The organism is Streptomyces sp. NPDC046261 (assembly GCF_040646235.1).
Classification (GTDB): domain Bacteria; phylum Actinomycetota; class Actinomycetes; order Streptomycetales; family Streptomycetaceae; genus Streptomyces.
On record NZ_JBEYZU010000019.1, the window covers coordinates 63104 to 89690 of the forward strand.

The window sequence follows — 26587 nt, forward strand, 5'->3', positions numbered from 1 at the left end:
GCATCCGGCTGTATGCCGTTCGAGTCAGCCCGGCGCGTCAGCCCTTGGCCGCCGCCACGAACGTACGGGCCGCCTTGTCGTGCCAGCACTGCCGCCACGGCCGGTCGAACAGGCACCACAGCACATTGAGCACGCCCACGGCGAGCACCCCCAGCACGCCGTAGACCAGCCACCTGCGCAGCGCGGCCCCGAAGCGGACCGTGTCGTGGGACTCGATGTCCAGCACGCGCACCCCGAACAGCTTCTTGCCCAGTGTGCGCCCCCACTTGGCCGTCGGCAGCGCTTCGTAGAGCACGCCGCCGACCAGCAGCACCGCCAGCACGATGGCCAGATACGTGCCCGTGGTGCCGTCGAGCAGCCAGATGGTGACGGTCTCGCCGCTCTGCCGGGCCTCCTCGACCTTGGCGTCGATGTGCTCGACCGACTTGCCCCACAGCGGCGCGGCGACGGCACCCACCGCGCCGCCCAGGACGACCGTGTCGAGGAGGCGGGCGGCGAGCCGCCGGCCGAGCGCGGCGGGCCGGCCCTGGGCCTGGGCGGCCAGCAGGAACGGGTCGTCCTTCGGCGGCTTCCAGGGCATGGCCGGCTCGGCCCCGGCGGGCGGCTGCTGCTGGGCGAGCTGCTGCACCTGCTGGGCCCAGCCCACCTGTCGCGGCCGGTCGGCGGGTACGGGCGCGGACTCCCGGCGCGTCGCGGGGAGGGAGGCGGCCTGGGGCTCGGCCGGCGCCTCCTGCGGACGCGGGCCGTTCCATGCCCGCGGGGTGGCCGGGGCGTTCGGCGCGGACTGCGCCGCCTGCGCGGCCGGGGCGGGGACCGGGCGCGGCTCCGTCGGGGACAGCGGCGCGGGCGGGCCGCCGGGGGCGGCGCCGTGCGGCTTGGGGCGCAGGGTGAGGGTGCCCTGGCCGGGGGCGCCGGTCCCGCCGGACGGGGGCACCGGGGACTCCTTGGCGGGCTTCTCGGGCAGGCGCGGGTCCCGGGCCTTGGGCAGGGCCGGGGCGCGGCCGGGGCCGCCGCTCTTGCCGTCGCCGTCGCCGTTGCCGCCCCAGGAGACGCGGCGGTCCTTCTCGCCGCCGAAGCCGTCCTGCTGCGCGGTGTCCGCCTGCCAGGCGGCGGGTGCCTCGGCGGGCGCCTCGGCGCGGGCCGGCGCGGGCTCCGGTTCCTCGTCCAGGAACACCGGGCCCGTCTCGTCCGGGGCCTGGCCGCCCGTCGCGCGCGGGGCGGGCCGGGGCGTCGGCGGCACGGGCGCGGCGAGCGCGGGCAGCGGGGCGGCGGCTACCGAGGCGGGCGGCGCGGGCATGGGCTCGCCGTCGGCCGGGGCGGGCCGGCTGGTGCCCGGCACCCAGGCCGTGCCGCTCCAGTAGCGGATGTAGCCGGGGATGGACGGGTCGGGGTAATAGCCTTCGCGAGGGGTGTCCCCGGGGCCGTCAGGAGAGGTCATCAATGCCCCCAACTCCGTTCATGCACAACACACTTGACCTATCCGCCGTCTCCGGCTACCACAGCGTCCGGGCGGACACCTCCGTCCGCCCCTGCATGACACTAACGAAGAGCGGAGCCGGCCGAAGAAGGAGACCGCAAGAAAGACTGCCTTCGGGCGAAGGCCCAGGGGTTCCGGCCCCGGACGCAAGACACCCGAACGAGACCCCCTCACAAATGCGTACGAACATCCGGGCGCCGGGAAGAAGTCTGCCGAAGTCGCGTCATGACAGCCGCCCCGGCGCCTCTCTCCTGGTGCCGATCCCCAGGAGAGAGGGCGCACTCATGCACACCGTGGTGGAATGCGAACTGATGCTTGACATGGTGCTGTCGCCGGAGCGCAGCACGCCGGTCGCCGCCCGGCTGATCTACCGGACCGAGGACCCCTACGCCGTCCACATCGCCTTTCACGTCACCTCGCGGAAGCCGGTGACCTGGACGTTCGCCCGTGACCTGCTGAGGGAGGGCGCGCACCGGGCCGCCGGTGAGGGAGACGTACGGGTGTTCCCCGTGCGGGACCGGGGGCGCGCCGTGGTGTGCGTCGCGCTGTCCTCGCCGGAGGGCCAGGCGCTGCTCAAGGCCCCGGCGCGGGTGGTCTGGGGGTGGCTGGGCCGGACGCTGAGGACCGTGGCGCCGGGCGAGGAGCGGGACTGGCTCGGCCTGGACGAGGCCCTGCGGGAGCTGCTGGCCTCGGACGTCTAGAGGACCTTGCCCGGGTTGAGCAGCCCGAGGGGGTCGAAGACGGCCTTGATGCCGCGCTGCATCTCCATGGCCACCGGCCCGGCCTCCCTGGCGAGCCAGTCCTTCTTCAGCACGCCCACCCCGTGCTCGCCGGTGATGGTGCCGCCGAGCTCCAGGCCGAGGGCCATGATCTCGTCGAAGGACTCGCGGGCCCGGCGTGCCTCGTCGGGGTCGGCCGGGTCGAAGCAGACGACGGGGTGGGTGTTGCCGTCGCCGGCGTGGGCGCAGACGGCGATGGTCAGGTCGTAGGCGCGGCCGATGGCGGCGGTGCCGTCCAGCATGGCGGCGAGCCTGCCGCGCGGGACACAGACGTCGTCGATCATCGTGGCGGGCCGGAGCCGCTCGAGGGCGGGCAGGGCCATCCGGCGTGCCTGCAGGAGCAGTTGCGACTCGGCCGGGTCCTCGGCCGGTACGACCTCGGTGGCCCCGGCGGCCGTGCACAGCGCGGCGACGGCGGCGAGGTCGGGCGCGGGGTCGGGGGTGTCGAACGCGGCGAGGAGGAGGGCCTCGGTGGTCTCCGGAAGGCCCATCTTCGCCATGGCGTTGACCGCCCTGATGGTCGTGCCGTCCATCAACTCCAGCAGCGAGGGGGCGTGTCCGCGCCCCATGATCTGCCGCACGGCCTCGCAGGCCGCGGCGACGGAGGGGAACTCGGCGGCCAGCACCAGCTGTTCGGCCGGGGCGGGCCGCAGCGCCAGGACGGCCCGGACGACCACGCCCAGGCTGCCTTCGGAGCCGACGAAGAGGCGGGTGAGGTCGTAGCCGGCGACGCCCTTGGCGGTGCGGCGGCCGGTGGTGAGCAGCCGCCCGTCGGCGAGGACGACGTCCAGGCCCAGGACGTACTCGGCGGTCACGCCGTACTTGACGCAGCACAGCCCGCCGGAGGCGGTGCCGATGTTGCCGCCGATGGTGCACTGTTCCCAGCTGGAGGGGTCGGGCGGGTAGCACAGGCCGTGCTCGGCGACGGCCCGCGACAGGGCGGCGTTGACGACGCCGGGTTCGACGACGGCGATCCGCTCGACGGGGTCGATCTCGATGATCCGGTCCATCTTGACGAGCGAGAGCACGATGCAGCCGTCGCTGGCGTTGGCCGCCCCGGACAGCCCCGTACGGGCACCCTGCGGGACCACGGGCACGCGCAGCGCGGTGGCGGTGCGCATGATGTGCCGCACCTGCTCGACGGTGCGGGGCAGCACGACGACGGCGGGGGCGCCGGCCTCGCAGAAGCTCGCCATGTCGTTGGCGTACGAGGCGGTGACGTCGGGGTCGGTGAGGACGGCCTCGGCGGGGAGCCCTTTGCGCAGTAACGTGATCAGTTCGCCCATGGGGAGATCTTTCCCCTACCCGCCCCTTCCCGTAACCGGGGCTCCGCCCCGGACCCCGGTCCTCAATCTCCCCCAGCTACCGCTGGGAGGTGCCCCCAGACGGGCTGGATTTCCAGCCCGTCCGGCGATTGAGGACGCCCCCGGCAGGGTCAGAGGTTGCCGCGCTTGTCCTGCTCCCGCTCGATGGCCTCGAACAGGGCCTTGAAGTTGCCCTTGCCGAAGCCCATGGAGCCATGGCGCTCGATCATCTCGAAGAAGACGGTCGGGCGGTCCTGGACGGGCTTGGTGAAGATCTGCAGCAGGTAGCCGTCCTCGTCGCGGTCGGCGAGGATCTTCAGCTCGCGCAGCGTCTCGATGGGCACGCGGGTCTCGCCGACCCACTCGCCGAGGGTGTCGTAGTAGGAGTCCGGGGTGTCCAGGAACTGCACGCCCGCGGCCCGCATGGCCCGTACCGTGGCGACGATGTCGTTCGTGGCGAGCGCGATGTGCTGCACGCCGGGGCCGTTGTAGAACTCCAGGTACTCGTCGATCTGCGACTTCTTCTTGGCGATGGCCGGCTCGTTGAGCGGGAACTTCACCTTGCGGGTGCCGTCCGCGACGACCTTCGACATGAGCGCGGAGTACTCGGTGGCGATGTCGTCGCCCACGAACTCCTTCATGTTGGTGAAGCCCATGACGTTGTTGTAGAAGGCGACCCACTCGTTCATCTTGCCGAGCTCGACGTTGCCGACGCAGTGGTCGATGGCCTGGAAGCGGCGCTCCCCGGGCTCGACGATCGGGTCGGCGGCGACGTAGCCGGGCAGGTACGGACCGGTGTAGCCGGAGCGCTCGACGAGGGTGTGGCGGGTCTTGCCGTAGGTGGCGATGGCGGCGAGGACGACCGTGCCGTGCTCGTCCTTCAGCTCGTACGGGGCCTCCAGGCCGGTGGCGCCGTGCTCGACGGCGTAGGCGTACGCGGCGCGGGCGTCCGGCACCTCGATGGCGAGGTCCACGACGCCGTCGCCGTGCTCGGCGACGTGCTCGGCGAGGAAGCGGCCGCGCTCGGTGGCCGGCTTGATCACGGTGGTGAAGACGAACCGGGCGCCGCCGGACTCCAGGACGTAACTGGCCGTCTCGCGGCTGCCGTTCTCCGGCCCGGAGTAGGCGACGCGCTTCATGCCGAAGGCGGTGGAGTAGTAGTGCGCGGCCTGCTTGGCGTTGCCGACGGCGAAGACGACCGCGTCCATCCCCTTGACCGGGAAGGGGTCCGCCTGCCGTGCGGTGTGAGGGGTGTGATCCGTGGTCTGAGTCATGGCCGCAGGGTCTCGCCGATCCACAAGGTGCGCAATAGTTTGCGTATCCGCTGGGCATTCTGTACAGCAGCGGTCGAGAGTTACCGGTAGTTCTGTGCAGGATGGTCAGGAGAGGTGGGTCACGATGATCGATCGTCTGGACGGCAGGCTGCTGGAGCTGCTCGCGCACGAGCCCCGCATCGGCGTCCTGGAGGCGTCGCGGCGCCTGGGCGTGGCGCGCGGCACGGTGCAGGCGCGGCTGGACCGGCTGCAGTCGCAGGGGGTGATCCGGGGCTTCGGGCCGGACGTGGACCCGGCGGCGCTGGGCTACCCGGTGACCGCGTTCGCGACGCTGGAGATCAAGCAGGGGCAGGGCGCGGACGTGCGCAGCCACCTGGCGACGGTTCCGGAGGTGCTGGAGCTGCACACCACGACGGGGCACGGCGACATGCTGTGCCGGCTGGTGGCCCGCTCGAACGCGGACCTCCAGCGGGTGATCGACAAGGTGGTGGGCTTCGAGGGCATCGTCCGGGCGTCTACCGCGATCGTCATGGAGAACCCGGTGCCGCTGCGGATCATCCCGCTGGTCCAGCAGGCGTCACAGGACTGAGCCGGCCGTCCGGCCGTATCTCCTGGGCGCTCAGCAGGTGGGCACCCGTCCGCCGGAGGCCAGCGCCCGCAGCGAGGTGACCGCGTCCTTCAGCTCGCTCACCGGGATGAGCCGCAGGCCCTTCGGCAGCTCGGCCTGCGCCTCCGAGCACTCGCTCTTGGGCACGAGGAAGACGGTGGCGCCGTCCCGGTGGGCCGCCTGCGTCTTGAGCGAGACGCCGCCGACCGCCCCGATCGTCCCGTCGGGCTCGATGGTGCCCGTGCCCGCGATCGTGCGACCACCGGTCAGGTCGCCGCCCCGGCCGTCGCCGTCGATCTTGTCGATGACGCCGAGCGCGAAGAGCAGCCCGGCGCTGGGCCCGCCGACGTCGGCGAGGCTGAGCTCGACCTTGACGTCCTTGGGCGACCGGCGCAGATAGCCCAGGGCGGCTTGGGCGGCGGAGTCCTGCGACTTCTTCATCTCGGCGACGTTGTGCCGCTCGATCTCCTCGTCGGACTGCCCGGCGGGATAGACGGAGTCGTAGGGCATCACGGCCCGGTCGGTGCGGAACCAGCTGCTGATCACGGTCTTGAGGTTGATGTCGGTGTCGGGGCCGGTGGCCTCGATGGTGGTCATGCGCAGTTGCCCGCTGGTGCCGCGGGTCTTCACACCGGTGATGGTGATCACCGGCTTGTTCTTGTGCTCACCGAGGACGTTCGCCGTCGTCGACCCCGGCTGGGCGATGACGAAGGGCAGCGGAACGAGCGCGGCGACCGCGAACAGGGCGACGACGGGCGCGGCACAGACGGCGAGGGTACGGGCGCGCGCCGTCTTGGCGGGCGACGCGGACGGCGCGGACGAGGTGGCGGCAGCTGGCATGCTGCGAATCTAGTTCACACAAGGGACAGCCGGGACACGCGGGCCACGTGGGCGGGGTGCCGCTCCGCACGGGCGGCCCTGGGCTGGGACACGTAGGCCGCGTGACGGCGAGTGCCGTCCGCACGTATGGCCCCTGCGGCGCCCCGGCCGGGCCACGCGGGCCACGCGGGCGCCGGTGCCGCTCGGCACGGGCGGCCCCCGCGGCGCCCCGGCCAGCACACGCGGGCCACATCACGGCGAATGCCCTCCGCACAGGCAGCCCCCCCGGCGCCCAGCCGGGACACGCGGGCCACATCACGGCGAATAACCTCCGCACCTACGGCCCCCGCAGCGCCCCGGCCAGCACACGCGGGGCCACATCACGGCGGGCGCCCTCCGCACCCACGGCCCCCGCCGGCGCCCCAGCCGGGCGCCGCGGGGACCGTCCCGGCGCGCTCCGCGCGCCTAGCGCAGGGCGTCGGCCACCTCCTTCGCGGCCTCCATGACGCGGGCGCCGACTCGCTGCGGCACCGAGTCGGCGAGCATGACCACTCCCACACTCCCCTCTATCCCGGAGACCCCGAGCAGCGGCGCCGCGGCGCCGCTCGCCCCGGCCTCCAGCTCGCCGTGGGTGAGCGCGTACCCGGGGTTGTCGACCTCGCCCCGGCGGGCGGCGAGGATCGCCCGGCCTGCCGCACCACGGTCCAGGGGGTGTCGGAACCCGGTGCGGTAGGCCACGTGGTAGTCGGTCCAGGTCGGCTCGACGACGGCGACCGCAAGCGCCTCGGCGCCGTCGACGAGCGTGAGATGGGCGGTGGCCCCGAGGTCCTCGGCCAGCGACCGCAGGGCGGGCAGGGCGGCCTCCCGCACGAGCGGGTGCACCTGCCGGCCGAGCCTCAGGACCCCGAGCCCCACCCGGGCCCGGCCGCCGATGTCGCGGCGTACGAGCGCGTGCTGCTCCAGGGTGGCCAGCAGACGGTAGACGACCGTGCGATTGACGCCGAGCTTGGTGGACAGCTCGGTGACGGTCAGACCGTGATCGGTGTCGGCGAGCAATTTGAGGACGCGCAGTCCTCTGTCGAGCGTCTGCGAAGTCTCCGCGGTCACGACGCCCCTCCTCCGATGAGTGGCGGCCCTCACCGCGGTGGGGGTGCGCCACCGGTCCCGTCCGGCAGCGCGCGAGGAGAGGCCGCCGGCCGTTGACGCATGATCCGGCTGCGCTCCGCGGCGGCGCTGCCACGGGGCGTGTGCGTGACCGGCACCGTAGCGCCGCCGGTCCGCTCAGCGGAAGAGTCTGCCCACAATCCGGGCACCGCAGGGGGGATTTGGGGGTGCCGCCCCCGCTTGTCCGTGTCCGGCCGCACGGCACCCGGCCTCACGACGACGGCGGGGCCCGGACACTCGGTCCGGGCCCCGCCGCCCCGCCTCAGCCCACAGCCCCCGTCACTTCATCCGCGTGGCCCACTCGCGCACCTTCTTGATGCGCTCGTTGAGCTGCCCCGCGGTCGCCTCCGCGCTCGGCGGGCCACCGCAGACGCGGCGCAGCTCGGTGTGGATCACGCCGTGCGGCTTGCCGCTCTGGTGGACGTACGCGCCGACGAGCGTGTTCAGCTGCTTGCGCAGCTCCAGCATCTCCTTGTGCGTGACCACCGGCCGCCGCTCCGCCGGGAGTTCCAGCAGGTCGGCCTCGGCGTCGGGCCGCTTGCGGCTGTGCGCGATCTGCCGGGCCTGGCGCTTCTGGAGCAGCATCTGCACCTGGTCGGGCTCGAGCAGGCCGGGGATGCCGAGGTAGTCCTGCTCCTCCTCGCTGCCCGCGTGGGCCTGCATGCCGAACTCGGCGCCGTCGTAGAGGACGCGGTCGAAGACGGCCTCGGACTCGAGGGCCTCGAAGGAGAGCTGGTCGTTCTCGCCCGTGTCCTCGTCCTGCTGCTTCTCGGCCTCGGCGAGCTCCTTCTCGGACTCCGCGTACGGGTCCTCCTCGCCCTCCTTCTTCGGCTTGTCCAGGACGTGGTCCCGCTCGACCTCCATCTCGTTGGCGAAGGTCAGCAGCGTCGGGATCGTGGGCACGAAGACGGACGCGGTCTCGCCGCGCCGGCGCGAACGTACGAAGCGGCCGACGGCCTGGGCGAAGAACAGCGGCGTGGAGATCGTCGTCGCGTACACGCCGACCGCCAGCCGCGGCACGTCCACGCCCTCCGACACCATGCGGACGGCGACCATCCAGCGGTCGTCGGAGTGCGAGAAGTCGTCGATGCGCTGCGAGGCGCCGGAGTCGTCGGACAGGACGAGCGTGGCGGCCTCGCCGGTGATCTCCCGGATGAGCTTGGCGTAGGCGCGGGCCGACTCCTGGTCGGAGGCGATGACGAGGGCGCCCGCGTCGGGGATGGACTTGCGGACCTCGCTCAGCCGCTTGTCGGCGGCGCGCAGCACGTTGGGCATCCAGTCGCCGCGCGGGTCCAGGGCCGTGCGCCAGGCCTGGGAGACGGCGTCCTTGGTCATGGGCTCGCCGAGCCGTGCCTCCAGCTCGTCGCCCGCTTTGGTGCGCCAGCGCATGTTGCCGCTGTAGGAGAGGAAGATGACCGGCCGCACGACGCCGTCGGCCAGGGCGTTGCCGTAGCCGTAGGTGTAGTCGGCGGAGGAGCGGCGGATGCCGTCGTTGCCCTCTTCGTAGGTGACGAAGGGGATGGGGTTGGTGTCGGAGCGGAACGGCGTGCCGGTGAGGGCGAGCCGGCGGGTGGCCGGCTCGAACGCCTCCAGGCAGGCTTCGCCCCAGGACTTGGAGTCGCCGGCGTGGTGGATCTCGTCGAGGATGACGAGCGTCTTGCGCTGTTCGCAGCGGTTGCGGTGCAGCATCGGCCGGACGCCCACGCCGGCGTAGGTGACGGCGACGCCGTGGTACTCGCGGCCGAGCGGCCCGGCGCTGTACTCGGGGTCGAGCTTGATGCCTATGCGGGCCGCGGCCTCCGCCCACTGCTTCTTCAGGTGCTCGGTGGGCGCGACCACGGTGACCTGCTGGACGACGTGGTGGTGCAGCAGCCACGAGGCGAGGGTGAGGGCGAAGGTGGTCTTTCCGGCGCCCGGGGTGGCCACGGCGAGGAAGTCACGCGGCTGTGTCTGTACGTACTTCCCCATCGCGCCCTCCTGCCAGGCGCGCAGCTTGTTGGCGGTACCCCAGGGGGCCCGGCCGGGGAAGGCGGGCGAGAGATGGTGGTTCGCGGTGGTGGTAGTCACGGTCTCCGTCGGCTGGCTCGGCGATCGGCAACCGCGTCAGCCTACCTGCGCGAGCCTTCACGCTTCTGTGCTACGCCCCGCCCTCACCCGAGGGTGGGACCGAGGTCACAACGATCCAGCCTGTCCCGGGCAACCACTCAGCCCGTCTGGGGGCACCTCCCAGCGGTAGCTGGGGGAGTTTGAGGACCGGGGTCCGGGGCGGAGCCCCGGTTACGGGAAGGGGCGGGGCGGGGAAAAGACCCCCTCACCCCCGCGGCCGCAGCCGGGTCGCCACGTACGACCCGGCGAGCGCGCTCGCCGACGCCAAGGCGAACACGGCGACGAACGCGTGCGCCGGCGCGGCAGCCCCCTCGGCGTCCGCCGCCACCGACCCACCCCCGCACGACACGAACAGCACCCCCGCCACCCCCACCAGCACAATGCTCCCCAGCGCGTCGGCCACCTGCAGCGAAGCGGAATTGGCCCCTTCCTCCCCCGGCCGCGACAGCCTGAGCAGCAGCACCGCCCCGCTCGAGATCGTCAGCCCCATCCCGTAGCCGCCGAGGATCCAGGCGAGGCCCACGGTCCACACCGGCACCGCGCCGATCAGTACGGCGGGGGCGAGGGCGACGGCGAGCGCCAGCAGCAGCATGCCGAGGCTCATCAGCCGCTCGCGGTACGGCTCCATGCGGGAGCGGCTCTGCGTGTACGAGCCGAGGGCCCAGGTCAGTCCGCCGCCGGTGAGGGAGAGCCCGGCCATCGTGGCCGACAGCCCCCGCTCGGTCACCAGCATCAGCGGCACGAAGCTCTCGGCGGCCAGGAACGACCCCTGGGCGATGCCGCGCAGCAGGACGACCGAGGGCAGGCCGCGCCCGGCCAGGAAGGTGCGGGCGGGCAGCAGCCGGCGTACGCACGGCACGAGCAGGGCGAGTCCGGCGACGGCGGGCAGCACCGCCAGGGGCCGCAGGTCCTGCCCGGCGTACTGCAACAGCCCGGCCCCCGCGGCGACGCCGAGCGCGAGCAGGATGCGGCGCCGGTCCAGCACGCCCGTCCGGCCGGCCGGCGGCAACGCCCGCAGGGCCGGCAGCATGACGGCGAGCGGGAGCAGGACCAGTACGGGGATGGCCAGGAACACCCAGCGCCAGCCGATGGTCTCGGTGACCGTCCCGGCGACCAGCGGCCCGACGATCACGGGCACCACCCACGCCGCCGAGAACGACGCCATCACCGCCGGCCGCAGCCGCTCGGGATAGGCCCGCCCCACCACCACGTACAGGGCGACGATCACCAGCCCGGCCCCGATGCCCTGGACGCCGCGCGCGGCGACGAACATCCACATCCGCTGCGCCGACCCCGCGCCCACCAGGCCGGCCCCGAAGGCCGCGATGCCGGTGAACAGCGGCGCGAGGGGGCCGGCGCGGTCGCACCACTCCCCCGACAGGGCCATGGCGAACAGGCTCGCGGTGAAGAAGGCGGAGAAGGAGAAGGCGTACAGCCCGATGCCGTCGAGGGCCCGGGCCGCCACCGGCATCGCGGTGTTGACGGCGCTCGCTTCGAAGGCGATGAGGGAGACGACGGAGATGATGCCAAGGGTCAGAGCGCGGTGGCGGCGGCCGAGGACGCCGTCTTCCCGCCCGCCTTCGGCCCGGGATATGGGCAGGTCAGTGCTGGTTTCGGCCATGGCAGTCAGCGTAGGAGCGCGAGCGGTGGCCGTCTGCGGCCGGACGACCGGAGTGCGCTGGTCCATACGTCCTAGGGCTTGGGTCCCGTACGTCGTCGCGCGTACGAGGGGCGCGTACGAGGGGTACGGCGCGGCCGGCGTACGTCCTGTGGAACCCGGCGGGGCCCGGCGTGCGGCCGGGCCCCGTCCCCTCCTGGGTTCCCCCCTCGTTCCGGCTCATTCCGGGCAGACCTCACGTGGTGAGGAGGACTCCGCCGTACGACGCCCCGGCGATGACCACCCATGAGCACAGCCCCAGCGCCGCGACCCGTCCGCCGGTGCGGGTCAGGGTCGGCAGGTGCACCGCGCTGCCGAGGCCGAACAGGGCGGCGGCGAGGAGCAGTTCCTGGGCGTGCTGGGCGAGGTCGAGCGCGCTGCCGGGCAGCCATCCGGTGGTCCGTACGGCCACCATGGCCAGGAAGCCGACGACGAAGAGCGGCACGAGCGGCGGCCGCTTGCCGGACGCCTTGCCGGCGCCCTTGTCGTGGCCGCGGCGGCTGCGGACGGCGACGACCACCGCCGCGACCAGCGGCGCGAGCAGCGCCACCCGCATCAGCTTGACCAGCACCGCGTCGGCGAGGGCCGCCGGGCCCGCGGTCTGCGCGGTGGCCACGACCTGCCCGACGTCGTGCACGCTCGCTCCGGCCCAGCGGCCGAACTGCGCGTCGCCGAGGCCGAGCGGATGGTGCAGCAGCGGCAGGACCGCGATCGCGAGCGTGCCGCACAGCGTCACCAGCGCCACGGACGTCGCCACGTCCTCCTCGTCGCTGCCGGAGACCTCGCTGACCGCGCCTATCGCGGAGGCGCCGCATATCGAGTAGCCGGTGGCGATCAGCAGTGGCTGGTCGCCGCGCAGCCCCAGCCGGCGGCCGAGCCACAGCGTCCCGAAGAACGTCGCGGCGACCACCGCGATCACCATGACGACGGTGGCCCAGCCCAGCCCGAGAACGTCGTCCAGGCTGAGCTTGAGCCCGAGCAGCACGATGCCGGCGCGCATGAGCCGCTTGCCGGCCAGCGTCAGGCCCGGCTTGCCGGCGCCGCGCACCCGGGCCCGTACGCCGGGCAGGTGCGCGGCGACGATGCCGAGGACGACGGCCGCGGTGAGCATGGGGACGGCGGGTACGAGCCGGTGCACCGCCCAGGCGAGGCCGACGCCGGCGGCGGCCATGGCGAGGCCGGGCAGCTTGCCGGGCGTCCGGCGGGGGGCGGGTGCGGCCCGGGTGGGCCGGGGTGAGCCGAGGAGCGCCATCAGATCGCGTCGGCGGGCAGGTCGTAGACGCGCCGGACGCTGGAGCCGAGGCGGGCGATGTCGGCGCCGTAGATGTGGATGGAGATGGCCACGGACGAACAGGCGTTGCGCACCCGGTGGATGTCGCCGGGCGGCGCGAAGCCGCAGACGTCGCCCTGGTGGTTGACCACGTCCTCGGTCGCCACCAGGCGCGCGGTCGTCCCGTCGGGGACGAGCCGGTAGCGGCGTTCGCTCTCGGTGCCCTGGTGGACGCCGGTGACGCACCAGGAGACGTGGTCGTGGATGGAGGTCTGCTGCCCGGGCAGCCAGACGAGCGCGACCACGGAGAAGCTGCCGTCCCGCTCGGCGTGCAGCACGTGCTGGCGGTAGTGGTCGGGGTCGCCCTCGCACTGTCCGGCGGTGAGCAGGTCCGGGGCGCCGAGGTGGGCCGCGAGCCGCTCGCCGACGAGGTATGCCGTCGTGTCGGGCGGCAGGCCGCGGCCTACGGCCTCCCGGACGTCGCCGACGAGCTGGTCGAGGCGCGCGGTCGTCGGGGGTGCGGCGGTAGGTGTGGTCATACGTGCAGAGTCGGCCCGCCGAACCATCACGTCCAACGACAGTTCCTTGTCGGGTCACCAACGTACGCTTATGGATGGGGCGGACGCGGGGCGTGGGTCAGCAGCCGACCCGGCGCGCGGCGACGGCCTTCAGCTCGTCGAGTACGAGCGCGGTGGCGGGGATGCGGAGGTGCTCGCGCAGGACGTAGGCGGAGACCTGGCGGCGGCAGGCCGGGTCCAGGGCCCGTCCGGTGATCTTGTCGTGCCGCAGGAAGGACAGCACCAGCCCGGGCATCATCGCCACGCCGAGGCCCTCGGCGACGAGGGACTGCACGACGAGGTTGTCGTCCGTTGTGAATGCGATGTCGGGTGCGAAGCCCTGCTCGGCGCATTCGTGGAGGAAGTTGGTGCGGCAGCGCAGACAGCCGGCGATCCAGCGCTCCTCGGCCAGGTCGGCGAGCTTGACGGCGCGGCGGCGGGCGAGCGGGTGCCCCACCGGCAGCAGGACGGTCAGCTGGTCCTCGAACAGCGGTATCTCGACGAGCTCGTCGGGCACCTCTTCGTGCAGGCCGGGGTAGGTGAAGGCCAGGGTGATGTCGCATTCGCCGCGCACCAGCCGGCGCAGCGAGTCCGGCGGCTCGCCCTCCTGCAGCTCGACCCGTACGCCCGGGTGGTCGGCGGCGAGGCGGGCCAGCGCCTCGGGTATGAGCGTGGCCCCGGCGCTGGGGAACGCGCACACGCGCACCCGCCCGGCGCGCAGCCGGGTCAGCGAGCTCATTTGCCGTTGCGCAGCGGTGAGGCTGTCGAGGATGACCTCCGCGTGCCGGGCGAGCGCCTCGCCGGCCTCGGTCAGCCGCATGCGCCGCCCGACGCGGGTGAACAGCGGGGTGCCCACCGATCGTTCCAGCGCCTTCATCTGCTGGGTGATCGCGGGCTGGGTGTAGCCGAGGGCGCGGGCGGCAGCGGAGTAGGACCCCGCGGCGACGACCGCGTGGAAGGTCTTGATGTGCCGGGAGTCGAACACGCCGAAATCATAAGCGGAATTTGGGTTCGGACGCCGGTCACGGCTGGGTTGCTTCTGGATCAAGGGAGGTATCCGGCATGGTGGCTTTATGCCGCACTACGTCTCATACGACGCAGCAGAACTGCACTACCGGGTCCTCGGGGACGGCGCCGGCCCACCCCTGGTCTGCCTGGCGGGCGGCCCCGGGCGGGACGCCGCGTACCTGGGCGACCTGGCGGGCCTGTCCGCGCGCCACACCCTGATCGTCCCCGACAGCCGCGGCACGGGCGCCTCGCCCCCGCCGCGCAACCCCGCGGCCTACGCCTTCCCGGCCCTGGCCGACGACCTGGAGTCGCTCCGCGACCACCTCGAACTGGACCGCTTCGCCCTGCTGGCCCACGACGCGGCCTGCGCGACGGCCCAGGCATACGCGGCCGCGCACGGCGAATACCTGAGCCATCTGATCCTGGTCACCCCCGGCTCCCGCCTCCAGGGCGAACTCCCCACGGACGCCGAGGAGATCTTCGAGTCCCGCGCCACCGAGGACTGGTGGATCGACGCCTACGTGGCCGTCCACTCCCTGGCCTCCGCCACCGACCTGGCCGAGGTCCGCTCCCTCCTCCTGCGCGCGGCCCCCATGGCCTACGCCCGCTGGACCCCCACCCAGCGCGCCCACGCCGCCACCGAACCCGACCAGCTCAACCCCGTCCCCCGCGCCGGCTTCTGGCAGGGCGTCGACGAACCGGCCCGCCTGAACCTGCTGCACGCGCTGCGCGGCGTACGGTGCCCGGTACTGGTGATCACCGGCGACCGCGACGCGGTGACCGGCATGCGCGCGGGCGAGGCCGTGGCCGCCTCCTTCCCCCGCGCGGTGGTACGCCCGCTGCACGAGGTCGGCCACTACCCGTGGGTGGACGAGCCGGACATGTTCCGCCCTCTGGTGGAGTCGTTCCTGGGGTCGTGAGGGGGCGGGCGTGAGTGGGTGGGTGCGTGCGTGCGTGCGTGAACGGCGTATGTCGGCCGGATGGCAGGGCCGAAAGTTCCATTGAAGCGGGACCCGCATGACCGTAGGGTCATGCTCATCGCAACACGGCCGTGTGCCCGAGTGGCTTAGGGGCTCGCCTGCAAAGCGAGTTACGTGGGTTCGATTCCCGCCACGGCCTCTGAAGCGCCCCGCCCATGCGCCACGGGAGCGGCGCACGAACGGGGCGCTCGAGGGCCCGCAGTGATCAGTAGTGCCCGGGGCCACTGGCGTCGGGGCACACGACGGTCCTACCGTCTTCCGCGATCAAACCTGTGCCGTTGCACTTCGGACAAGGCTGTTCGTTTGCCATGGGGTTACCCCTCCCGTGGGATGGTGAATGAGTGTTCGCATCCCTCGTACGTGAGCCGTCCGCCCTGAAGTGTGCCCGGTTCGAGGAGCACAGAGTTCCCGAGAGCGCCGCACGTCGGGCAGGTAGGGAATCCTGTTCGTACGGGCACACACACCGGCACGCCGGACGGCACCGTCAGGCTGATGCCATAGCCGGTGATGCATGCCCGCATGCGGGCTACTTGGGTTTCGGTCAGTGTCGGGTGCGTCATGACTCCATAACACCACTTCCCGGTGGGGCGTCAGGTGAGGACTCTCACTAATGATGTACCCGTCCGGCCGCTGACTTCGTGTGCCTGTCGCTGGGGCGTCGCATGGGTACGGCTACTCAGGCCGGTTTGAGTGAACGGGCGCTCCCGGCAGGGCCCGTGCGGCGTGTGTGATCAAGATATGAAAACGAAGCCGCTGCCGGACCTCCCCGACCTCATGCCGAAGCAGCCCAACGGCGCCGGCACGGCGGCACTGGTGCTGGCCGTACTGGCCGCCGTCGTGGCGGCCGCAACGTACGTGGGCGTCCTCTTCGCCGTCCCCCTCGGCCTGGCCGCCACGGTCTGCGGCATGGTGGGACGCGCGAAGGCCAGGCGCGGCGAAGCGACCTCGAGCACCGCGGCGGTCGCCGGACTCGCACTGGGGGCGACCACGGCCCTCGTATCGCTCGGCCTGATCGTGTGGTTCTGCGTCTCGCTGTCCTCCGCCTACGACCGCCCCGAGGACCTGGTCTCGAGCGGCGCGAAATACGGGGGCACCCCGCTCGGCCCGGGCGAAACGGCACGCTACCGGGACGGTGTGAAGGTGACAGTGGGCAAGGCCCGCCGCGTCCCGAACCTCCCCGGTGACGTCGCCCTGGTGAAGGGCGAGCTCACCTACGAGTACGCGGTGACGTACGTCAACGACCAGAAGAAGCCCCTGAAGCTGGCATGGAACGGCATCGACAGCGAGAAGAAGATCCTCCCGGGCAACCTCACCCCCACCGGCCCGATGAGCCCGAAGGCGGACCGCGAGAACCCCTGGTTCCCCGACCAGCTCGCACCCCACCAGAAGGTGACGGTGAAGCTGCACGTCAACGTCCCCCCGGGCTCGACCGCCCTGGACTTCACGGCCTCCCCGACGGACTACCGCGACGACGCCCACTGGGTACTGCCGCTCCCCTAGAAGGACCCTGCCATGCGAACCAAGAACCGCCTCATGACCGCCCTGGCGGCGATCCTGTGGGTGATCACGCTCCACGCTGTGGGCTTCTGCCTGGTGGTGGTGCTGATGATCGCCACCTGGAGCGCGGCGGCGGAACACCCGACGGAGGCCGTCGAACTCCTCCTCCAGGTGGCGGGCATCCTGACGGCAGCGACAGCAGCCCTGACCGCCACCTGGTACGCCCTGAAACACGCGGGCCTCTCCCCCGCCGCCCGCTCGGCCATCACCGGAGCCCTGGCCTGCCCGGGCCCACTGGGGCTGGCGCTGTACGTCTACGTGGGGAACTGACGCGGCGATCCGAACGACCTCCTCTGAACCGCCCGTCACTCGTCCGGCCCCCACGCCTCGCAGGCACCCGCACCCACGACTAGCGTCGAACCGCTGCCCGCGCCCGCTGCTCGAGGAGGAGTCTCCATGGCCGGTCTCGTACGCAAGAGCTTCGACTCACCGGAGGAAGTCCGCCCCTTCGAGGAAGGGAAGGGACGCCTGGAACTGGTGAATGTGGGCGCAGGCCCAGTGGGCCGGGCGACGTTCGAGCCGGGCTGGAAGTGGTCGAAGCACGTCAAGCCGATCGCGGGAACGGACAGCTGCGAGGCCTCGCACGCGGGCTACGTCGTCTCGGGCCGCATCAAGGTCGTGATGAACGACGGCGAAGAGGCGGAGTTCGGCCCGGGCGACTACATGATCTGCCCACCCGGCCACGACGCCTGGGTCGTCGGCGACGCCCCGTGCGTCTTCATCGACTGGCAAGGCTTCGCCGACTACGCGAAGCGCTAGGCGCCCCTGAGATGTCGGCGTCAGTGAGGCACACCGGTGGCGGCAGCTGGATCATCGATCGACCACGTCGGGAGAACCTCAAGCCGGCACTGACTGCAGCTGGGCATGGCCCGCTGCTTGCTTCACCACGACCGTCGGACAACGAGGCCAACGCCTTCAGCCGAGCCACTCGGTCAGCCATCAGCCACCCCGCTCCGAGCCAATGCGTTGCGAACGACCTCTTTCAACTGCGCGTCCGTCAGGTCGCCCTCTTCCCGGAATCTGGGGTCGATGGAGTAGTCCTCCAGGGCGTAGAACACCTCGTTCAGGATTCTGGAGAACCGCTCCCGCAGACGCTCATGCTGCTGCAGAGCGCGCCCTCGGGCAGCCAGCCAGGATTGCGCGAAGTGCGGTGCGCTGATTTCGTCGCCCACGAAGGCCGTCATCAGCGACAGCTGTTCCGATGTGGCTGATCCTTCAGCAACATCGCTCGGCTTCGCCCAGGCCACTTGCCGTGGCCGAAAGGCCGCAGAGACGTCGAGCACGGCCGGAAAGTTCTGGCCGGCACGTTGCGCGTAACGCTTGAAGTCGGCGGCAGCCTGATCGACACCTTCCGGCACGCTGGATCGCATGAACTCTTCATCCCCCGCGATCAGGGCGTAGCGCTGGTCCGTCATCAACAGCGCTCCCGAAAGGTCGGGAAGCGCAACAACGAAGTTGTCATCACGCCAGACAAGAACCCGCAGCATGTCCGCTCGAGCTGAAGGGACTCGCATCACCTGCTCATCCGCTTGCGCAGGACCCAGGCGCGCGACAAGCACATAGCCGTGGCCGGCCTTCTGTGCCGCCGAGCTGATCCGCCGCGCCAGACGGCCGTCGAAGAACGTGTGAGCGGCAAGGGGAGCAACGGCCTTATTGCCCCGCCTGAGCCACTCGTCGCTGAAGGAGTGATAGCCAGAGGCCAGAGCCCTCACACGTCGGCCCCTAACCCTCTTCGCCACCGTTAGAAGATTTACCCTCGCCCTTTTTAGACACCTCCGTACATCGGAAGCCGATGTATTCATACTCCTCAGAGAAAACCACCACCAATGATGTCTTGCTGTGCGAGACGAAGCAGATATCATCGCCAAGCGCTGCACGGACCGAGGAGAGCCACCCTTCCCCGATAATGAGGCAATCCACCCATGGGAAGTTCTCCATTCCCGTACTGCAGTAGAACCTCTGCCCAATCCCCCCCGAATGGAGAAGCTCTACATACCACGCTTCCACCTCCGAATCGTTGACACCGTCAGAAATTCGCACATCTGGAATCGACGTGATACTCAGGCACGCTTTCTGAGCATCAGCCACCCAAGCGGGAATTTCCGACTCATATCCGACCACCTGGATGCCGGTCAGCTTTTCAGGCAATTGAGCTGCTTTCTTTCGCTCGTTTACCAGCCGAATCTTCCTTTGGAGTTCGCCGCTCGACACGCTAATCACCTGGGTAGTAGAAGTGATGCTTTTCTCCGACCTGCTGATACCTCTGCCCCATCATGTCGACGCCATGACCTCCTCCCCCCTTCGGCTGACCGACATGGAAGTGAGGGTTGGGCGCCTCGGGATCATTGGTGTGATTTGCAATCACACGGGTGCCCTGCGGGGTCTCGTATTGATAATAGCGACCATGCGCACCCGGACTTCCGTCATAAACATAATTACTCACCCTGTGGCGCAGGGTGGGATCACCGCCGACTATCCATTGGCGTGTCGGCTGTTGACTACGCGGAATCCCCGCCCAATCCTTGGCTTGATTGAACGCTTCCTTCCTGCTCTCGAAGTCTTTGTTGTAGGGTGCAAGGCCAATCGGATCTGCCCACGTGTGCACATTGTGCACATAGGCCACTGGATTCGGTGCAGGCGCCAGCCCCAACGGGTCCTGCGACGCGTACCGCCCCGTCTCCGGGTCGTAGTAGCGATGGAAGTTGTAGTGGAGCCCCGTCTCCGGGTCGAAGTACTGGCCCGGGAAGCGCAGAGGCGTATAGGTCGTGCTGCGCGCCGGCCAAGCCGTCGTGCCCCATAGCGTGGCGCGCGTGCGCCAGGCCACCGTGCCCGTCTCGTCGACCAGTTCACTCGGCGTACCGACCAGGTCCGTGACGATCGCGAAGAAGCGGCTGTCGATCTCGCCCTGCGACGCGTCCGCCGCCGATATTCGCTCCGTCTGCGACACCGGCCGCAGGCCGTCGTAGTCCCACGTCAACGTCACCGGGTTCGGAAGATCCCGCGACGTCGTCGTCTGCTCCGTCAGCGTCGGGCCGTCCCACGTGAAGTCGACCTGTTCCGCCACCTCGCCCGTCGTCCCGCACAGGCGCTGCTTCGCGATACGCCGCCCCAGCGGGTCGTACAGGTACCGCCACCGCGTACCGTCCGGCGTCACCACCGCCGTCAGGCGGTCTTCCGCGTCCCACTCGTAGCGCCATGTGTCCGGCTTCCGCGACAGGCGGGTCTTCTGGCGCAGGACCACGCGCCCCTGAGCATCGTGCTCATAGCGAACCCCGCCCGCCCGCACGATGCGCGTGCCCGCGTACTCGCGACGCCCCTGCGCCTCCCCACCCGGGTGGCCGGGCGGCCACGTGGCTTCCGTCTGGTTGCCGGCCTCGTCGTAGGCGTACCGTTCCTGCCAGCCCGGCGCGTCCACCGCCGTGACGCGGCCCACCGCGTCCAGTTCGAAGGTGCGGTCGTCGACGCCCGACAGGTAGCCGTCCCGCCGGTACGTATAGTCCCGGCGCTGTACCGGCTCCCCGCCCGCCAAGGTGACCGACTGACTCCGCAGACGCCCCGTCACATCCCACGCATGCGACAGCGTCACACCCTCGCCGAAGTGCCGGGCGATCTCACGCCCCACCGCGTCGTGCTCAATGTCGAACCGGCGACCCGACGCCGTCAGCGACGCACGTCGGCCGCCCGCGTCGTACGTCCACGTGCTGACCGCCCCGCCCGGCGTGACCCGCCGCCGCCTCCGGCCCAGTTCGTCGTACGCGAACGTCAGCGTCCGGCCGTTCGTCGTCTCCGACTTGACCCGTCCCAGGCGGTCGCGGCTGTAGACCAGCGTCGCGTCCGGCCCCACCGCCTCCAGCAGGCGTCCGGCCGCGTCATGTGCGTACGTCGTGACCGCACCCGCCGCGTCCTTCGCCACCACCCGCCCGAGCACATCGTGCTCGTACGTGATCGTCTGCCCCAGCCCGTTCGTACGAGCCGTGAGCTGCCCGGCCGCATCATGCGCGTACGTCAACGTCCGGCCGTCGAAGTCCGTCTCGGCGGCCAGGTGGCCGGCCGGGTCGTAGGTGTACGACCACGTCAGCCCTTGCGGATTAGTGACCCCCGTCAGCTGCAGCAGCGCATCGTGCTCGAACTCGTACCGCACGCCGTCCGGCCCGGTCCGGGCGCGGAGTTTGTCGAAGTGCGTGTACTCGTACGTCGTGACGCCGCCCACCGCGTCGGTGTGCGTGACGCAGTTGCCCTCGCCGTCGTACGTCCATGACTGCGACGCGCCGTCCGGTTCGATGCGGCGGACGAGCCGGCCCTCCACGGACCATTGCATGCGCGTCATGGCGCCGAGCGGATCAATGACGGTCGTCACGCGACCGAAGGCGTCACGCCGGTACGTGGTCACCCCGCCCAGCGGGTCGGTCGCCTCGATCGGCAGGCCCGCCCTGTCACAGCGGATGCGGGTCGTGTTGCCCTGGGCGTCGGTGACGGACGTCGGGTGACCTGCGTCGTCGTACGTGAAGCGGGTGACCGCGCCCGTGGGGTCGGTCGTCGACGTACGGTTGCCCGCCGCGTCGTAGGTGTGGCGCCAGACGGTTCCGTCCGGATTCGTCACCGTCTCCGGTCGTCCAATAGCGGTGTACGAGGCCGTGGCCTCGCGCCCGTCCGGGCGGACGACGGCCGTCAGCCGGCCGTCGGCGTCGTAGCGGTACCGCGTCGTGCGCCCCAGCGGGTCGGTGTGCGCCAGCAGCCGGTCGTGGCGGTCCCACTCCATGCGCGTGACCGCGCCGCTCGGATCAATCTCCGCGACGAGCTGAAGCGCGTCGTTGAAGACGTGGCGCGTGGTGTGGCCCAGCGCGTTCGTCAGCGTTGTCGTCCGCAGGCCCGACTGCGGGTCCGGCTCGCCGTACTCGATGCGGGCCGCCATGTGGCCCTCGGCCCCGGTCTCGAACACGCAGCGGTCGCGGTCGTCGTACTCGTAGACGTAGTGGCTGCCATTGCGGTCGGTCCAGGACGTCACCCGACGCCGGTCGTCGTACCCGAAGCGCAGCGGCTCGCCCGAGGAGTTGATGACGTCGGTGAGGTTGCCGTCGGTGTATCCGTAGCGGATCAGCTCCGCGTCCGAGCCGTCGGGGCCGGCGCCCGCGAGGTGGAGGGCGGTGATGCGACCGGACTCGGTGGTGATGCGGATGCGATAGCCGGCGCTGTGGGCGATCGCGATCGGGATGCCGCCGGCTTCGTACTCGAAGGTGATCCAGTGACCGTTGCGGTCCGTGATCTGCTCGAGCAGGGCCAGCTCGTCACCGTCACCGTACAGCGCGAAGTAGGACGTGCGGCCACTGTCCGGGTCGGTGACGGTGTAGCCGTCGTCGGTGCGGTCCATCGGCCAGCGCGGACCGTTCGACGGCAAGGTCGGCACGCCGGGCGCCGGGTGCGGATACCGCAGCAGCTTGCCGTCCTCGCAGACGAACACCACACCCTGGGAGTCGATCTCCAGGCGCTGGTCCGCCGTGCTCGCCCACGAAAGCCCCAGCCAGCGGCCGGCCCGGTAGCCGGACTGCACGCGGCGGCTGAACACGAGCGGCAGCGCGGCAGGCAGGGACACATCGGTCTGGGGCAGGTACATGTAGCCGGTCGACAGGTCGATCGGGTCCGACTGACCGTTGGTCTTCTGAACGTCCGACTGCGCGGAAGCGTGCGGGTTCTCCTCGGCGTGAGCCCGCGCCGCGCCGCTCTCGGCACCGGTCTCAGTGGCCGCGTCCTGGCCGGCCTTGGGGGCCCCTTGCGGCGCCGCGTGCCCTTCGCCCTCGGCGGGCTCCCGCCCGGTGGTACGGGTCCCGCTCTCGGCTGCCTCCTGCGTGGCGCGTGCCTCGGCCTCGGCGGTCTCCCGACCTGTCGTACGGGTGCCGCTCTCGACCGCCTCCTGCGCTGTCGCGCGCGCTTCGCTCCCGGCAACCGCACGACCGCTCCTGAGGGCCGTGGCCCCGGCGGCCTCCTGTGCCACCCCCTTCGCCCCGGCGATCCCTACCCGGCTGCCCGCTGCCCCCGCGGCGCTGCCGCCGCCCGTCATGACGGCCATCGCGGCGTTGCCGGTGAGCCGGCCCTCCGCCTCGCTCGAATCCTTGCCCCAGCCCTCGCCTAGCAGCGTGCCGGGCAGTCGCTCGGGGTGCGAGGCCAGCGACAGCACGCCCGCAGCCGTATCGGAGAGGTGGCCGGCGTACTCCGCGGGATGGGTGATGTTGTGGATGTCGAACGGATTCACGCCGCGTACAAACTTCACCGCGTCCGTCAGCGAACGCACCCCGCCGCCCGCATAGTGCATCCCCTCCACTATTTCGCCGGCCACGAGATCGACGGTCTCCGCCTTCATCCGGTCGGTGAACGTCGGCTTCTGCGGGGCATCGGCGACCGCGCCGTCGATCCTCGCCTTCGCCTCGTCCGCCGCCGCGTCGCGCTGTCTACGAGCCTCCGTCAGCAGGCGCTGGGCTTCCTCCATGTCGGCCTTGCCGGGCTCGCCGGGCTTCTCGGGCCGGGGGCCGGGGTCCTGGGCCCTCTCGAGCTTCAGGTTGTAGGCGATGGCCTTGGCGTTGTAGTCGTCGACCGCCTTCCTGTTGGCGTCCTCGCCCTTCTTCCAGAGCTGGATCGCCTCCATGGCCTGGGTCTGCGCCCAGGTGACGGTATGGGCGTACGACTCCAGCGCGCCGGCCGCCGCCTCGAAGGCATCGGCGGCTTGGGCCCACTTCTTCGGCTGCTCGACGAAGGCGGCGGTAAAGGCGTCGGCTCCCTGGCCCTTCCAGCCGGTCGCGCGGACCTGCTTCAAGGCGTCGTGAGTGGTGTTGAAGGAGGCGTGAAAGTTGCGCAGATGCGTGACCGTGGCCTCGATCTTCCCGACGTCCCCGTGGACCAGTTCCTTCGGGTCTTCGCTCTGGCCGAGCTGGTGCTCACTGACGTGGGCGCCGAGGCCCGAGGCGGTCTCGTCACCCCAGCGCTCGACCTTTCGGGCCGTCCCATGAGCGCCGGCCGCGTCCAGGCCGTCGGCGGCAAGGTCGGTGCCCTTGTCGACGACCTTGCCGGCCGCCTTCTTGGTCTCGTCGATCCCCTTCTCGACGAGTTCGCCGCCCTTGTTGAAGCCCTTTTCCGCCAGGTCCCACGGGCCGCTCATCGGTAGTCCTCGATCTTGCTCACTGCCTCGGACGCGATACCGCCGGCCTTCGGGCCACCGGGCGCGAGCGGGGTGTCCACCACGTCGTCAACGGTCCCCGACCACTTCTCCTTGGCCTCTTCGCCCGCCTTGGCGAAGGACCCGGCGCTGTAGTCGGCGTCACGGACCGCCGTGTACGGGTTGTCGTCGAGCACCTCGCCGACGGGCATGCCCTCGACCTGGTCCTCCGTCAGGCGCGGGTTGCCCATGGCGGCGTTGACGGTGACCTTGAAGGTGTCCTTCACGTACTGGTCGACCTCGTGGAAGTAGCCCGCCGACAGACCGACCCGCAACGCGAACTGGTTCGCGTCCTGGATCAGTGCGCGGACTCCCCAGTCCCACCGCTCGCAGAAGGTCTTGAGCGAGGCCGTCAGGCCGCCGTGACCCGCTTGGAGGCCCGACAGCGCAAGTTCGTCGAACCCACGGCCCACGGTGGCCGCGCCCTGCCCTGACACGCCCTTCATCTCACCGATCGCGGCGTTGATGCCTCTGGCCACGTCTCCGAGCGCGGCCTTGCCTGCCTCTATGCCGTCGCCGCCCCCGCCCCCACCGCTCACTGTGCTGCCGCCCCCTCGACGTTGCTGACGAAACGATTCTCCATGGCGTCCAGCGCCACTTCGTCCGGCACGATCCCCCGCACCGGCGGGAACATCATCGGACGTTCACTGCCTACGTCCAGGGCCACGCCCGCAGGACCGCCGACCTGAGGTACGACGACATCCAGCAACCGCGCGCCGAGCACGGAGCGGTACGTCCACTCCCCGTCCTCGGCCAGCCCGTGCTCCACCGCGAACCTGGCCAGGGCCGCTACGTCCGTGAACGCGCAGATCCAGCGGATGCCACCCAACTCCACCGACCAGAGGCCGTCGGCCTCGTCGAGCGGCACAAGCACGGCGGTACGCCGGAACTCGCCGACGAGGGCGGCGGGATGGCCTGCCTCGCCGTACATCGCAGCGATCTCTTGGGTGAGTCGTCCGGCATCGAGAAAAGTGGAGGGCATCTGTGACTCGGTCCCTGGCTGAGGGACCTGGGCATGGATCATGGGGTGGCCTCGGGGCTAAGGGGACGGTGGAGAGGACGGGCCGACTGGTGGGGCACTATCCGCAGTCGCCCAGGAACACGCCCGACCCAGCGATGGAGTACGACTCATACAGCGTGATCAGCTCCATCGGTATCGTCAGGAGGTTGGGCCACACACCGACGAAGGCCACGAGCCCCGGCCATCTACGCCAGAGCGGGACGTTGTCCCGACGGTGGATCCGCTTGCCGACCAGCACACAGGCAATGACGGCCGCCACGCCGAGGGCCACCCCTAGCCATGCGGCCGCGTATTCCGTCATGGGAAAGGGCATTTGTCGGCACGCGCGCTGTTGCTGCCAGGACCAGTCATTCTCGATGTCCTGTGCTTGCAGGGAACTGACAACACCGGCAACGGTCATGACGGGCACCAACAGTGCCGCGATCGCCATGCCGGGCGTGGTCGGGCGCTTTTGCGGGGTTGCCTCGAACGTATCGGAAGCGGAGGGAGTGGCCATCAGTACCAATTCGGTTTCGGTCGGACGATGCGGATACGTTGTTCCCCGTTGTTCCTCTCGGCGACATGCAGTCGGCTGTCCAGGCTCACGTTCTGAAACGTGCTGGTGTGCTGGGTCAGTTTGATGTCTCCATCAGGGGTGACCGAGGTGACCACAGCGGCATGGTGTGTCTCGCCCTGGGCCGTCTTGGTGCCCGAAGCCACCTGCTCGTAGAAGATGACGTCACCTGGGCGCGCTTCCGACCTGGGGACCTCGTCGCCGCCGTTGCGCAGCAGGAAGTTTTGCAGGCTTTCGGCTCGTGCCCATGAATCGGAGTGGAAGAGCTTCTTGTCCAACCAGTCGAACCCGGAGCCGTCCTTCTGGCGGCCCCACGCATTGTCCCCGTGGAGACCCCACCAGCGGTCGACCTTCTCCTCCATACCTCCGGCTTCCAGAGCCGAAGAAACGAAATTGGTGCAGTTACCCTGGTCCTCCCCGTAGTCCAGGTCGTCCTTCTTGTTCCAGTGGTCCAGCGCGTACCGCACCATCTCAACCCGGTCGATCTTGCCATCGCGCCCCCGGAGCTCTTCATAGGCATCCTCCGGCAAGCCATCGAGGTCATGAAGGGTCACGGGATCGGCCCGCATCAATGCCCTCTGCTGGTCCGGCTTCAAACCGTCCCACCAGGCGCGGACGAGGTGCGGGTCCTTGCCGACCGGAATGCTTCCCCTCAGGATGGCGAACTCGACGTGGGAGGCCTCGACCGCGAGCTCGTTGTGCGCCTTGCCGGTGTTGGACACGTCGACGGTCTTCGCCAGCTTGGCCAGCTCAACGGCCGCTTTCTCGTCGGCCTGTGCGGCCTGGCGCAACGATTCTTCTATCAGGCCGTTGACCTCGGCTATGTGCGTCGACTCCTTCGCGTACGCATCCCGCACGTTCTGCGGAACGTTGGGACCCGTCGGCGCGGCGCCGGTATACGCGCCCACGGCGCGGCCGTCCTGGATGTGCAGCCCGTACTCGTTCGTCAGCTCGACCGCGTGGAACAGCGTGCGCTGGGCCCACTCCATCGAAGAGGCCAGACCGTCGAGCACCATGGCCACGCCCTTGGTGATGTCGCCGCCGGCCTCCAGTCGGTTGGCGATGTCCTCCAGGCGCTTGCCCGCCTTCTTGCCCGTGGCGTCCACCCAATGTTCGTCGAGGGGTTTCTTGCCCTGCGCACGGATGTCCTCGGCGGCGGATTCGGAACGCCGGGAGAGGGCAACCCAGTCGTCGGCCGCCTTCTTCCACTGGTCGACGCGGCAATCGTAGAGGTCGTGGAACGAGACCAC

General features: G+C 70.7%; 23 protein-coding genes and 1 tRNA gene. 7 read left to right on the plus strand and 17 right to left on the minus strand.

Translation table 11 applies throughout. The annotated features are described in order from the left end of the window. Nucleotides 1-37: 37 nt before the first annotated feature. Nucleotides 38-1438, minus strand: a complete 1401-nt coding sequence (locus tag ABZ956_RS25635) for an RDD family protein (protein WP_361898097.1) — start codon at nucleotides 1436-1438, stop codon at nucleotides 38-40. A gap of 323 nt (nucleotides 1439-1761) precedes the next feature. Between ABZ956_RS25635 and ABZ956_RS25640 the strand changes: the two genes are divergently transcribed. Continuing rightward, on the plus strand, nucleotides 1762-2178 hold the full coding sequence (locus tag ABZ956_RS25640) for an SsgA family sporulation/cell division regulator (protein ID WP_361898099.1): 417 nt from the start codon (nucleotides 1762-1764) through the stop codon (nucleotides 2176-2178). On the opposite strand, the gene ABZ956_RS25645 is transcribed toward ABZ956_RS25640, so the two are convergent. Continuing rightward, complete coding sequence (locus ABZ956_RS25645; RefSeq protein WP_361898102.1) at nucleotides 2175-3542, minus strand: FAD-linked oxidase C-terminal domain-containing protein; 1368 nt, start codon at nucleotides 3540-3542, stop codon at nucleotides 2175-2177. The genes ABZ956_RS25640 and ABZ956_RS25645 overlap by 4 nt on opposite strands. A 149-nt stretch (nucleotides 3543-3691) precedes the next feature. Further along, complete coding sequence (gene hppD, locus ABZ956_RS25650; RefSeq protein ID WP_361898105.1) at nucleotides 3692-4834, minus strand: 4-hydroxyphenylpyruvate dioxygenase; 1143 nt, start codon at nucleotides 4832-4834, stop codon at nucleotides 3692-3694. A 124-nt stretch (nucleotides 4835-4958) separates the two neighbouring features. Here hppD and ABZ956_RS25655 point away from each other — a divergent pair, with 124 nt between their 5' ends. After that, entirely contained in the window at nucleotides 4959-5423 is a 465-nt protein-coding gene (locus ABZ956_RS25655) for an Lrp/AsnC family transcriptional regulator (RefSeq protein ID WP_361898108.1), read from the plus strand. 30 nt (nucleotides 5424-5453) lie between these two features. Here ABZ956_RS25655 and ABZ956_RS25660 read toward each other — a convergent pair whose 3' ends face one another. The 7 genes from ABZ956_RS25660 to ABZ956_RS25690 form a co-directional block, all read right to left on the minus strand. Beyond that, complete coding sequence (locus ABZ956_RS25660) at nucleotides 5454-6281, minus strand: S16 family serine protease (RefSeq protein WP_361898111.1); 828 nt, start codon at nucleotides 6279-6281, stop codon at nucleotides 5454-5456. Between the two features lie 444 nt (nucleotides 6282-6725). Next, nucleotides 6726-7367 (minus strand): helix-turn-helix domain-containing protein, encoded by a 642-nt coding sequence (locus ABZ956_RS25665; protein ID WP_361898114.1) that lies wholly within the window; start codon nucleotides 7365-7367, stop codon nucleotides 6726-6728. A gap of 336 nt (nucleotides 7368-7703) precedes the next feature. Next, a complete protein-coding gene (locus tag ABZ956_RS25670) occupies nucleotides 7704-9491 on the minus strand; it encodes a DEAD/DEAH box helicase (protein WP_361898116.1) in 1788 nt (595 codons plus the stop codon). 244 nt (nucleotides 9492-9735) lie between these two features. Beyond that, a complete protein-coding gene (locus ABZ956_RS25675; protein WP_361898118.1) occupies nucleotides 9736-11151 on the minus strand; it encodes an MFS transporter in 1416 nt (471 codons plus the stop codon). 232 nt (nucleotides 11152-11383) lie between these two features. Next, entirely contained in the window at nucleotides 11384-12439 is a 1056-nt protein-coding gene (locus tag ABZ956_RS25680; protein ID WP_361898121.1) for a putative sulfate exporter family transporter, read from the minus strand. Continuing rightward, nucleotides 12439-12996, minus strand: a complete 558-nt coding sequence (locus tag ABZ956_RS25685; protein ID WP_361898124.1) for a cysteine dioxygenase family protein — start codon at nucleotides 12994-12996, stop codon at nucleotides 12439-12441. The genes ABZ956_RS25680 and ABZ956_RS25685 overlap by 1 nt, the downstream gene beginning before the upstream one ends. A gap of 97 nt (nucleotides 12997-13093) precedes the next feature. Beyond that, nucleotides 13094-13999 carry a LysR family transcriptional regulator gene (locus tag ABZ956_RS25690; protein WP_361898127.1) on the minus strand — a complete coding sequence of 302 codons (906 nt, stop codon included), beginning with the start codon at nucleotides 13997-13999 and terminating at the stop codon, nucleotides 13094-13096. An 88-nt stretch (nucleotides 14000-14087) separates the two neighbouring features. Here ABZ956_RS25690 and ABZ956_RS25695 point away from each other — a divergent pair, with 88 nt between their 5' ends. From ABZ956_RS25695 to ABZ956_RS25715, 5 genes are all read left to right on the plus strand, one after another. Next, nucleotides 14088-14942: an alpha/beta hydrolase gene (locus ABZ956_RS25695; protein WP_361898130.1), complete on the plus strand. Its 855-nt coding sequence runs from the start codon at nucleotides 14088-14090 to the stop codon at nucleotides 14940-14942. Nucleotides 14943-15069: 127 nt separating this feature from the next. Then, nucleotides 15070-15141: transfer RNA gene (locus tag ABZ956_RS25700), tRNA-Cys, on the plus strand. Nucleotides 15142-15740: 599 nt separating this feature from the next. After that, a complete protein-coding gene (locus ABZ956_RS25705) occupies nucleotides 15741-16502 on the plus strand; it encodes a hypothetical protein (RefSeq protein WP_361898133.1) in 762 nt (253 codons plus the stop codon). 12 nt (nucleotides 16503-16514) lie between these two features. Continuing rightward, complete coding sequence (locus ABZ956_RS25710) at nucleotides 16515-16829, plus strand: hypothetical protein (protein WP_361898136.1); 315 nt, start codon at nucleotides 16515-16517, stop codon at nucleotides 16827-16829. A gap of 126 nt (nucleotides 16830-16955) precedes the next feature. Further along, nucleotides 16956-17318 (plus strand): cupin domain-containing protein, encoded by a 363-nt coding sequence (locus tag ABZ956_RS25715; RefSeq protein WP_361898139.1) that lies wholly within the window; start codon nucleotides 16956-16958, stop codon nucleotides 17316-17318. A gap of 173 nt (nucleotides 17319-17491) precedes the next feature. Here ABZ956_RS25715 and ABZ956_RS25720 read toward each other — a convergent pair whose 3' ends face one another. The 7 genes from ABZ956_RS25720 to ABZ956_RS25750 all read right to left on the minus strand — a co-directional run bounded on the left by ABZ956_RS25720 (nucleotide 17492) and on the right by ABZ956_RS25750 (nucleotide 26587). Beyond that, entirely contained in the window at nucleotides 17492-18271 is a 780-nt protein-coding gene (locus ABZ956_RS25720; protein WP_361898142.1) for a colicin immunity domain-containing protein, read from the minus strand. A 10-nt stretch (nucleotides 18272-18281) separates the two neighbouring features. Next, nucleotides 18282-18770 (minus strand): hypothetical protein, encoded by a 489-nt coding sequence (locus tag ABZ956_RS25725; protein WP_361898145.1) that lies wholly within the window; start codon nucleotides 18768-18770, stop codon nucleotides 18282-18284. A gap of 1 nt (nucleotide 18771) precedes the next feature. Then, nucleotides 18772-23706 (minus strand): putative T7SS-secreted protein, encoded by a 4935-nt coding sequence (locus ABZ956_RS25730; protein WP_361898147.1) that lies wholly within the window; start codon nucleotides 23704-23706, stop codon nucleotides 18772-18774. Continuing rightward, nucleotides 23703-24302 (minus strand): hypothetical protein, encoded by a 600-nt coding sequence (locus tag ABZ956_RS25735; protein WP_361898150.1) that lies wholly within the window; start codon nucleotides 24300-24302, stop codon nucleotides 23703-23705. The genes ABZ956_RS25730 and ABZ956_RS25735 overlap by 4 nt, the downstream gene beginning before the upstream one ends. Next, complete coding sequence (locus ABZ956_RS25740; protein ID WP_361898152.1) at nucleotides 24299-24694, minus strand: SseB family protein; 396 nt, start codon at nucleotides 24692-24694, stop codon at nucleotides 24299-24301. Before ABZ956_RS25740 ends, ABZ956_RS25735 begins: the two co-directional genes overlap by 4 nt. Before the next feature lie 148 nt (nucleotides 24695-24842). Continuing rightward, on the minus strand, nucleotides 24843-25280 hold the full coding sequence (locus ABZ956_RS25745; RefSeq protein ID WP_361898155.1) for a hypothetical protein: 438 nt from the start codon (nucleotides 25278-25280) through the stop codon (nucleotides 24843-24845). Beyond that, on the minus strand, nucleotides 25280-26587 hold the full coding sequence (locus tag ABZ956_RS25750) for an amidase domain-containing protein (protein WP_361898157.1): 1308 nt from the start codon (nucleotides 26585-26587) through the stop codon (nucleotides 25280-25282). Before ABZ956_RS25750 ends, ABZ956_RS25745 begins: the two co-directional genes overlap by 1 nt.

What these genes read in the sequence shown, in the direction of transcription:
- ABZ956_RS25635 (WP_361898097.1), bottom strand. Translation starts at nt 1,438, where the DNA reads ATGACCTCTCCTGACGGCCCCGGGGACACCCCTCGCGAAGGCTATTAC.
- ABZ956_RS25640 (WP_361898099.1), top strand. Translation starts at nt 1,762, where the DNA reads ATGCACACCGTGGTGGAATGCGAACTGATGCTTGACATGGTGCTGTCG.
- ABZ956_RS25645 (WP_361898102.1), bottom strand. Translation starts at nt 3,542, where the DNA reads ATGGGCGAACTGATCACGTTACTGCGCAAAGGGCTCCCCGCCGAGGCC.
- hppD (WP_361898105.1), bottom strand. Translation starts at nt 4,834, where the DNA reads ATGACTCAGACCACGGATCACACCCCTCACACCGCACGGCAGGCGGAC.
- ABZ956_RS25655 (WP_361898108.1), top strand. Translation starts at nt 4,959, where the DNA reads ATGATCGATCGTCTGGACGGCAGGCTGCTGGAGCTGCTCGCGCACGAG.
- ABZ956_RS25660 (WP_361898111.1), bottom strand. Translation starts at nt 6,281, where the DNA reads ATGCCAGCTGCCGCCACCTCGTCCGCGCCGTCCGCGTCGCCCGCCAAG.
- ABZ956_RS25675 (WP_361898118.1), bottom strand. Translation starts at nt 11,151, where the DNA reads ATGGCCGAAACCAGCACTGACCTGCCCATATCCCGGGCCGAAGGCGGG.
- ABZ956_RS25680 (WP_361898121.1), bottom strand. Translation starts at nt 12,439, where the DNA reads ATGGCGCTCCTCGGCTCACCCCGGCCCACCCGGGCCGCACCCGCCCCC.
- ABZ956_RS25685 (WP_361898124.1), bottom strand. Translation starts at nt 12,996, where the DNA reads ATGACCACACCTACCGCCGCACCCCCGACGACCGCGCGCCTCGACCAG.
- ABZ956_RS25695 (WP_361898130.1), top strand. Translation starts at nt 14,088, where the DNA reads ATGCCGCACTACGTCTCATACGACGCAGCAGAACTGCACTACCGGGTC.
- ABZ956_RS25705 (WP_361898133.1), top strand. Translation starts at nt 15,741, where the DNA reads ATGAAAACGAAGCCGCTGCCGGACCTCCCCGACCTCATGCCGAAGCAG.
- ABZ956_RS25710 (WP_361898136.1), top strand. Translation starts at nt 16,515, where the DNA reads ATGCGAACCAAGAACCGCCTCATGACCGCCCTGGCGGCGATCCTGTGG.
- ABZ956_RS25715 (WP_361898139.1), top strand. Translation starts at nt 16,956, where the DNA reads ATGGCCGGTCTCGTACGCAAGAGCTTCGACTCACCGGAGGAAGTCCGC.
- ABZ956_RS25730 (WP_361898147.1), bottom strand. Translation starts at nt 23,706, where the DNA reads ATGAGCGGCCCGTGGGACCTGGCGGAAAAGGGCTTCAACAAGGGCGGC.
- ABZ956_RS25740 (WP_361898152.1), bottom strand. Translation starts at nt 24,694, where the DNA reads ATGTACGGCGAGGCAGGCCATCCCGCCGCCCTCGTCGGCGAGTTCCGG.
- ABZ956_RS25745 (WP_361898155.1), bottom strand. Translation starts at nt 25,280, where the DNA reads ATGGCCACTCCCTCCGCTTCCGATACGTTCGAGGCAACCCCGCAAAAG.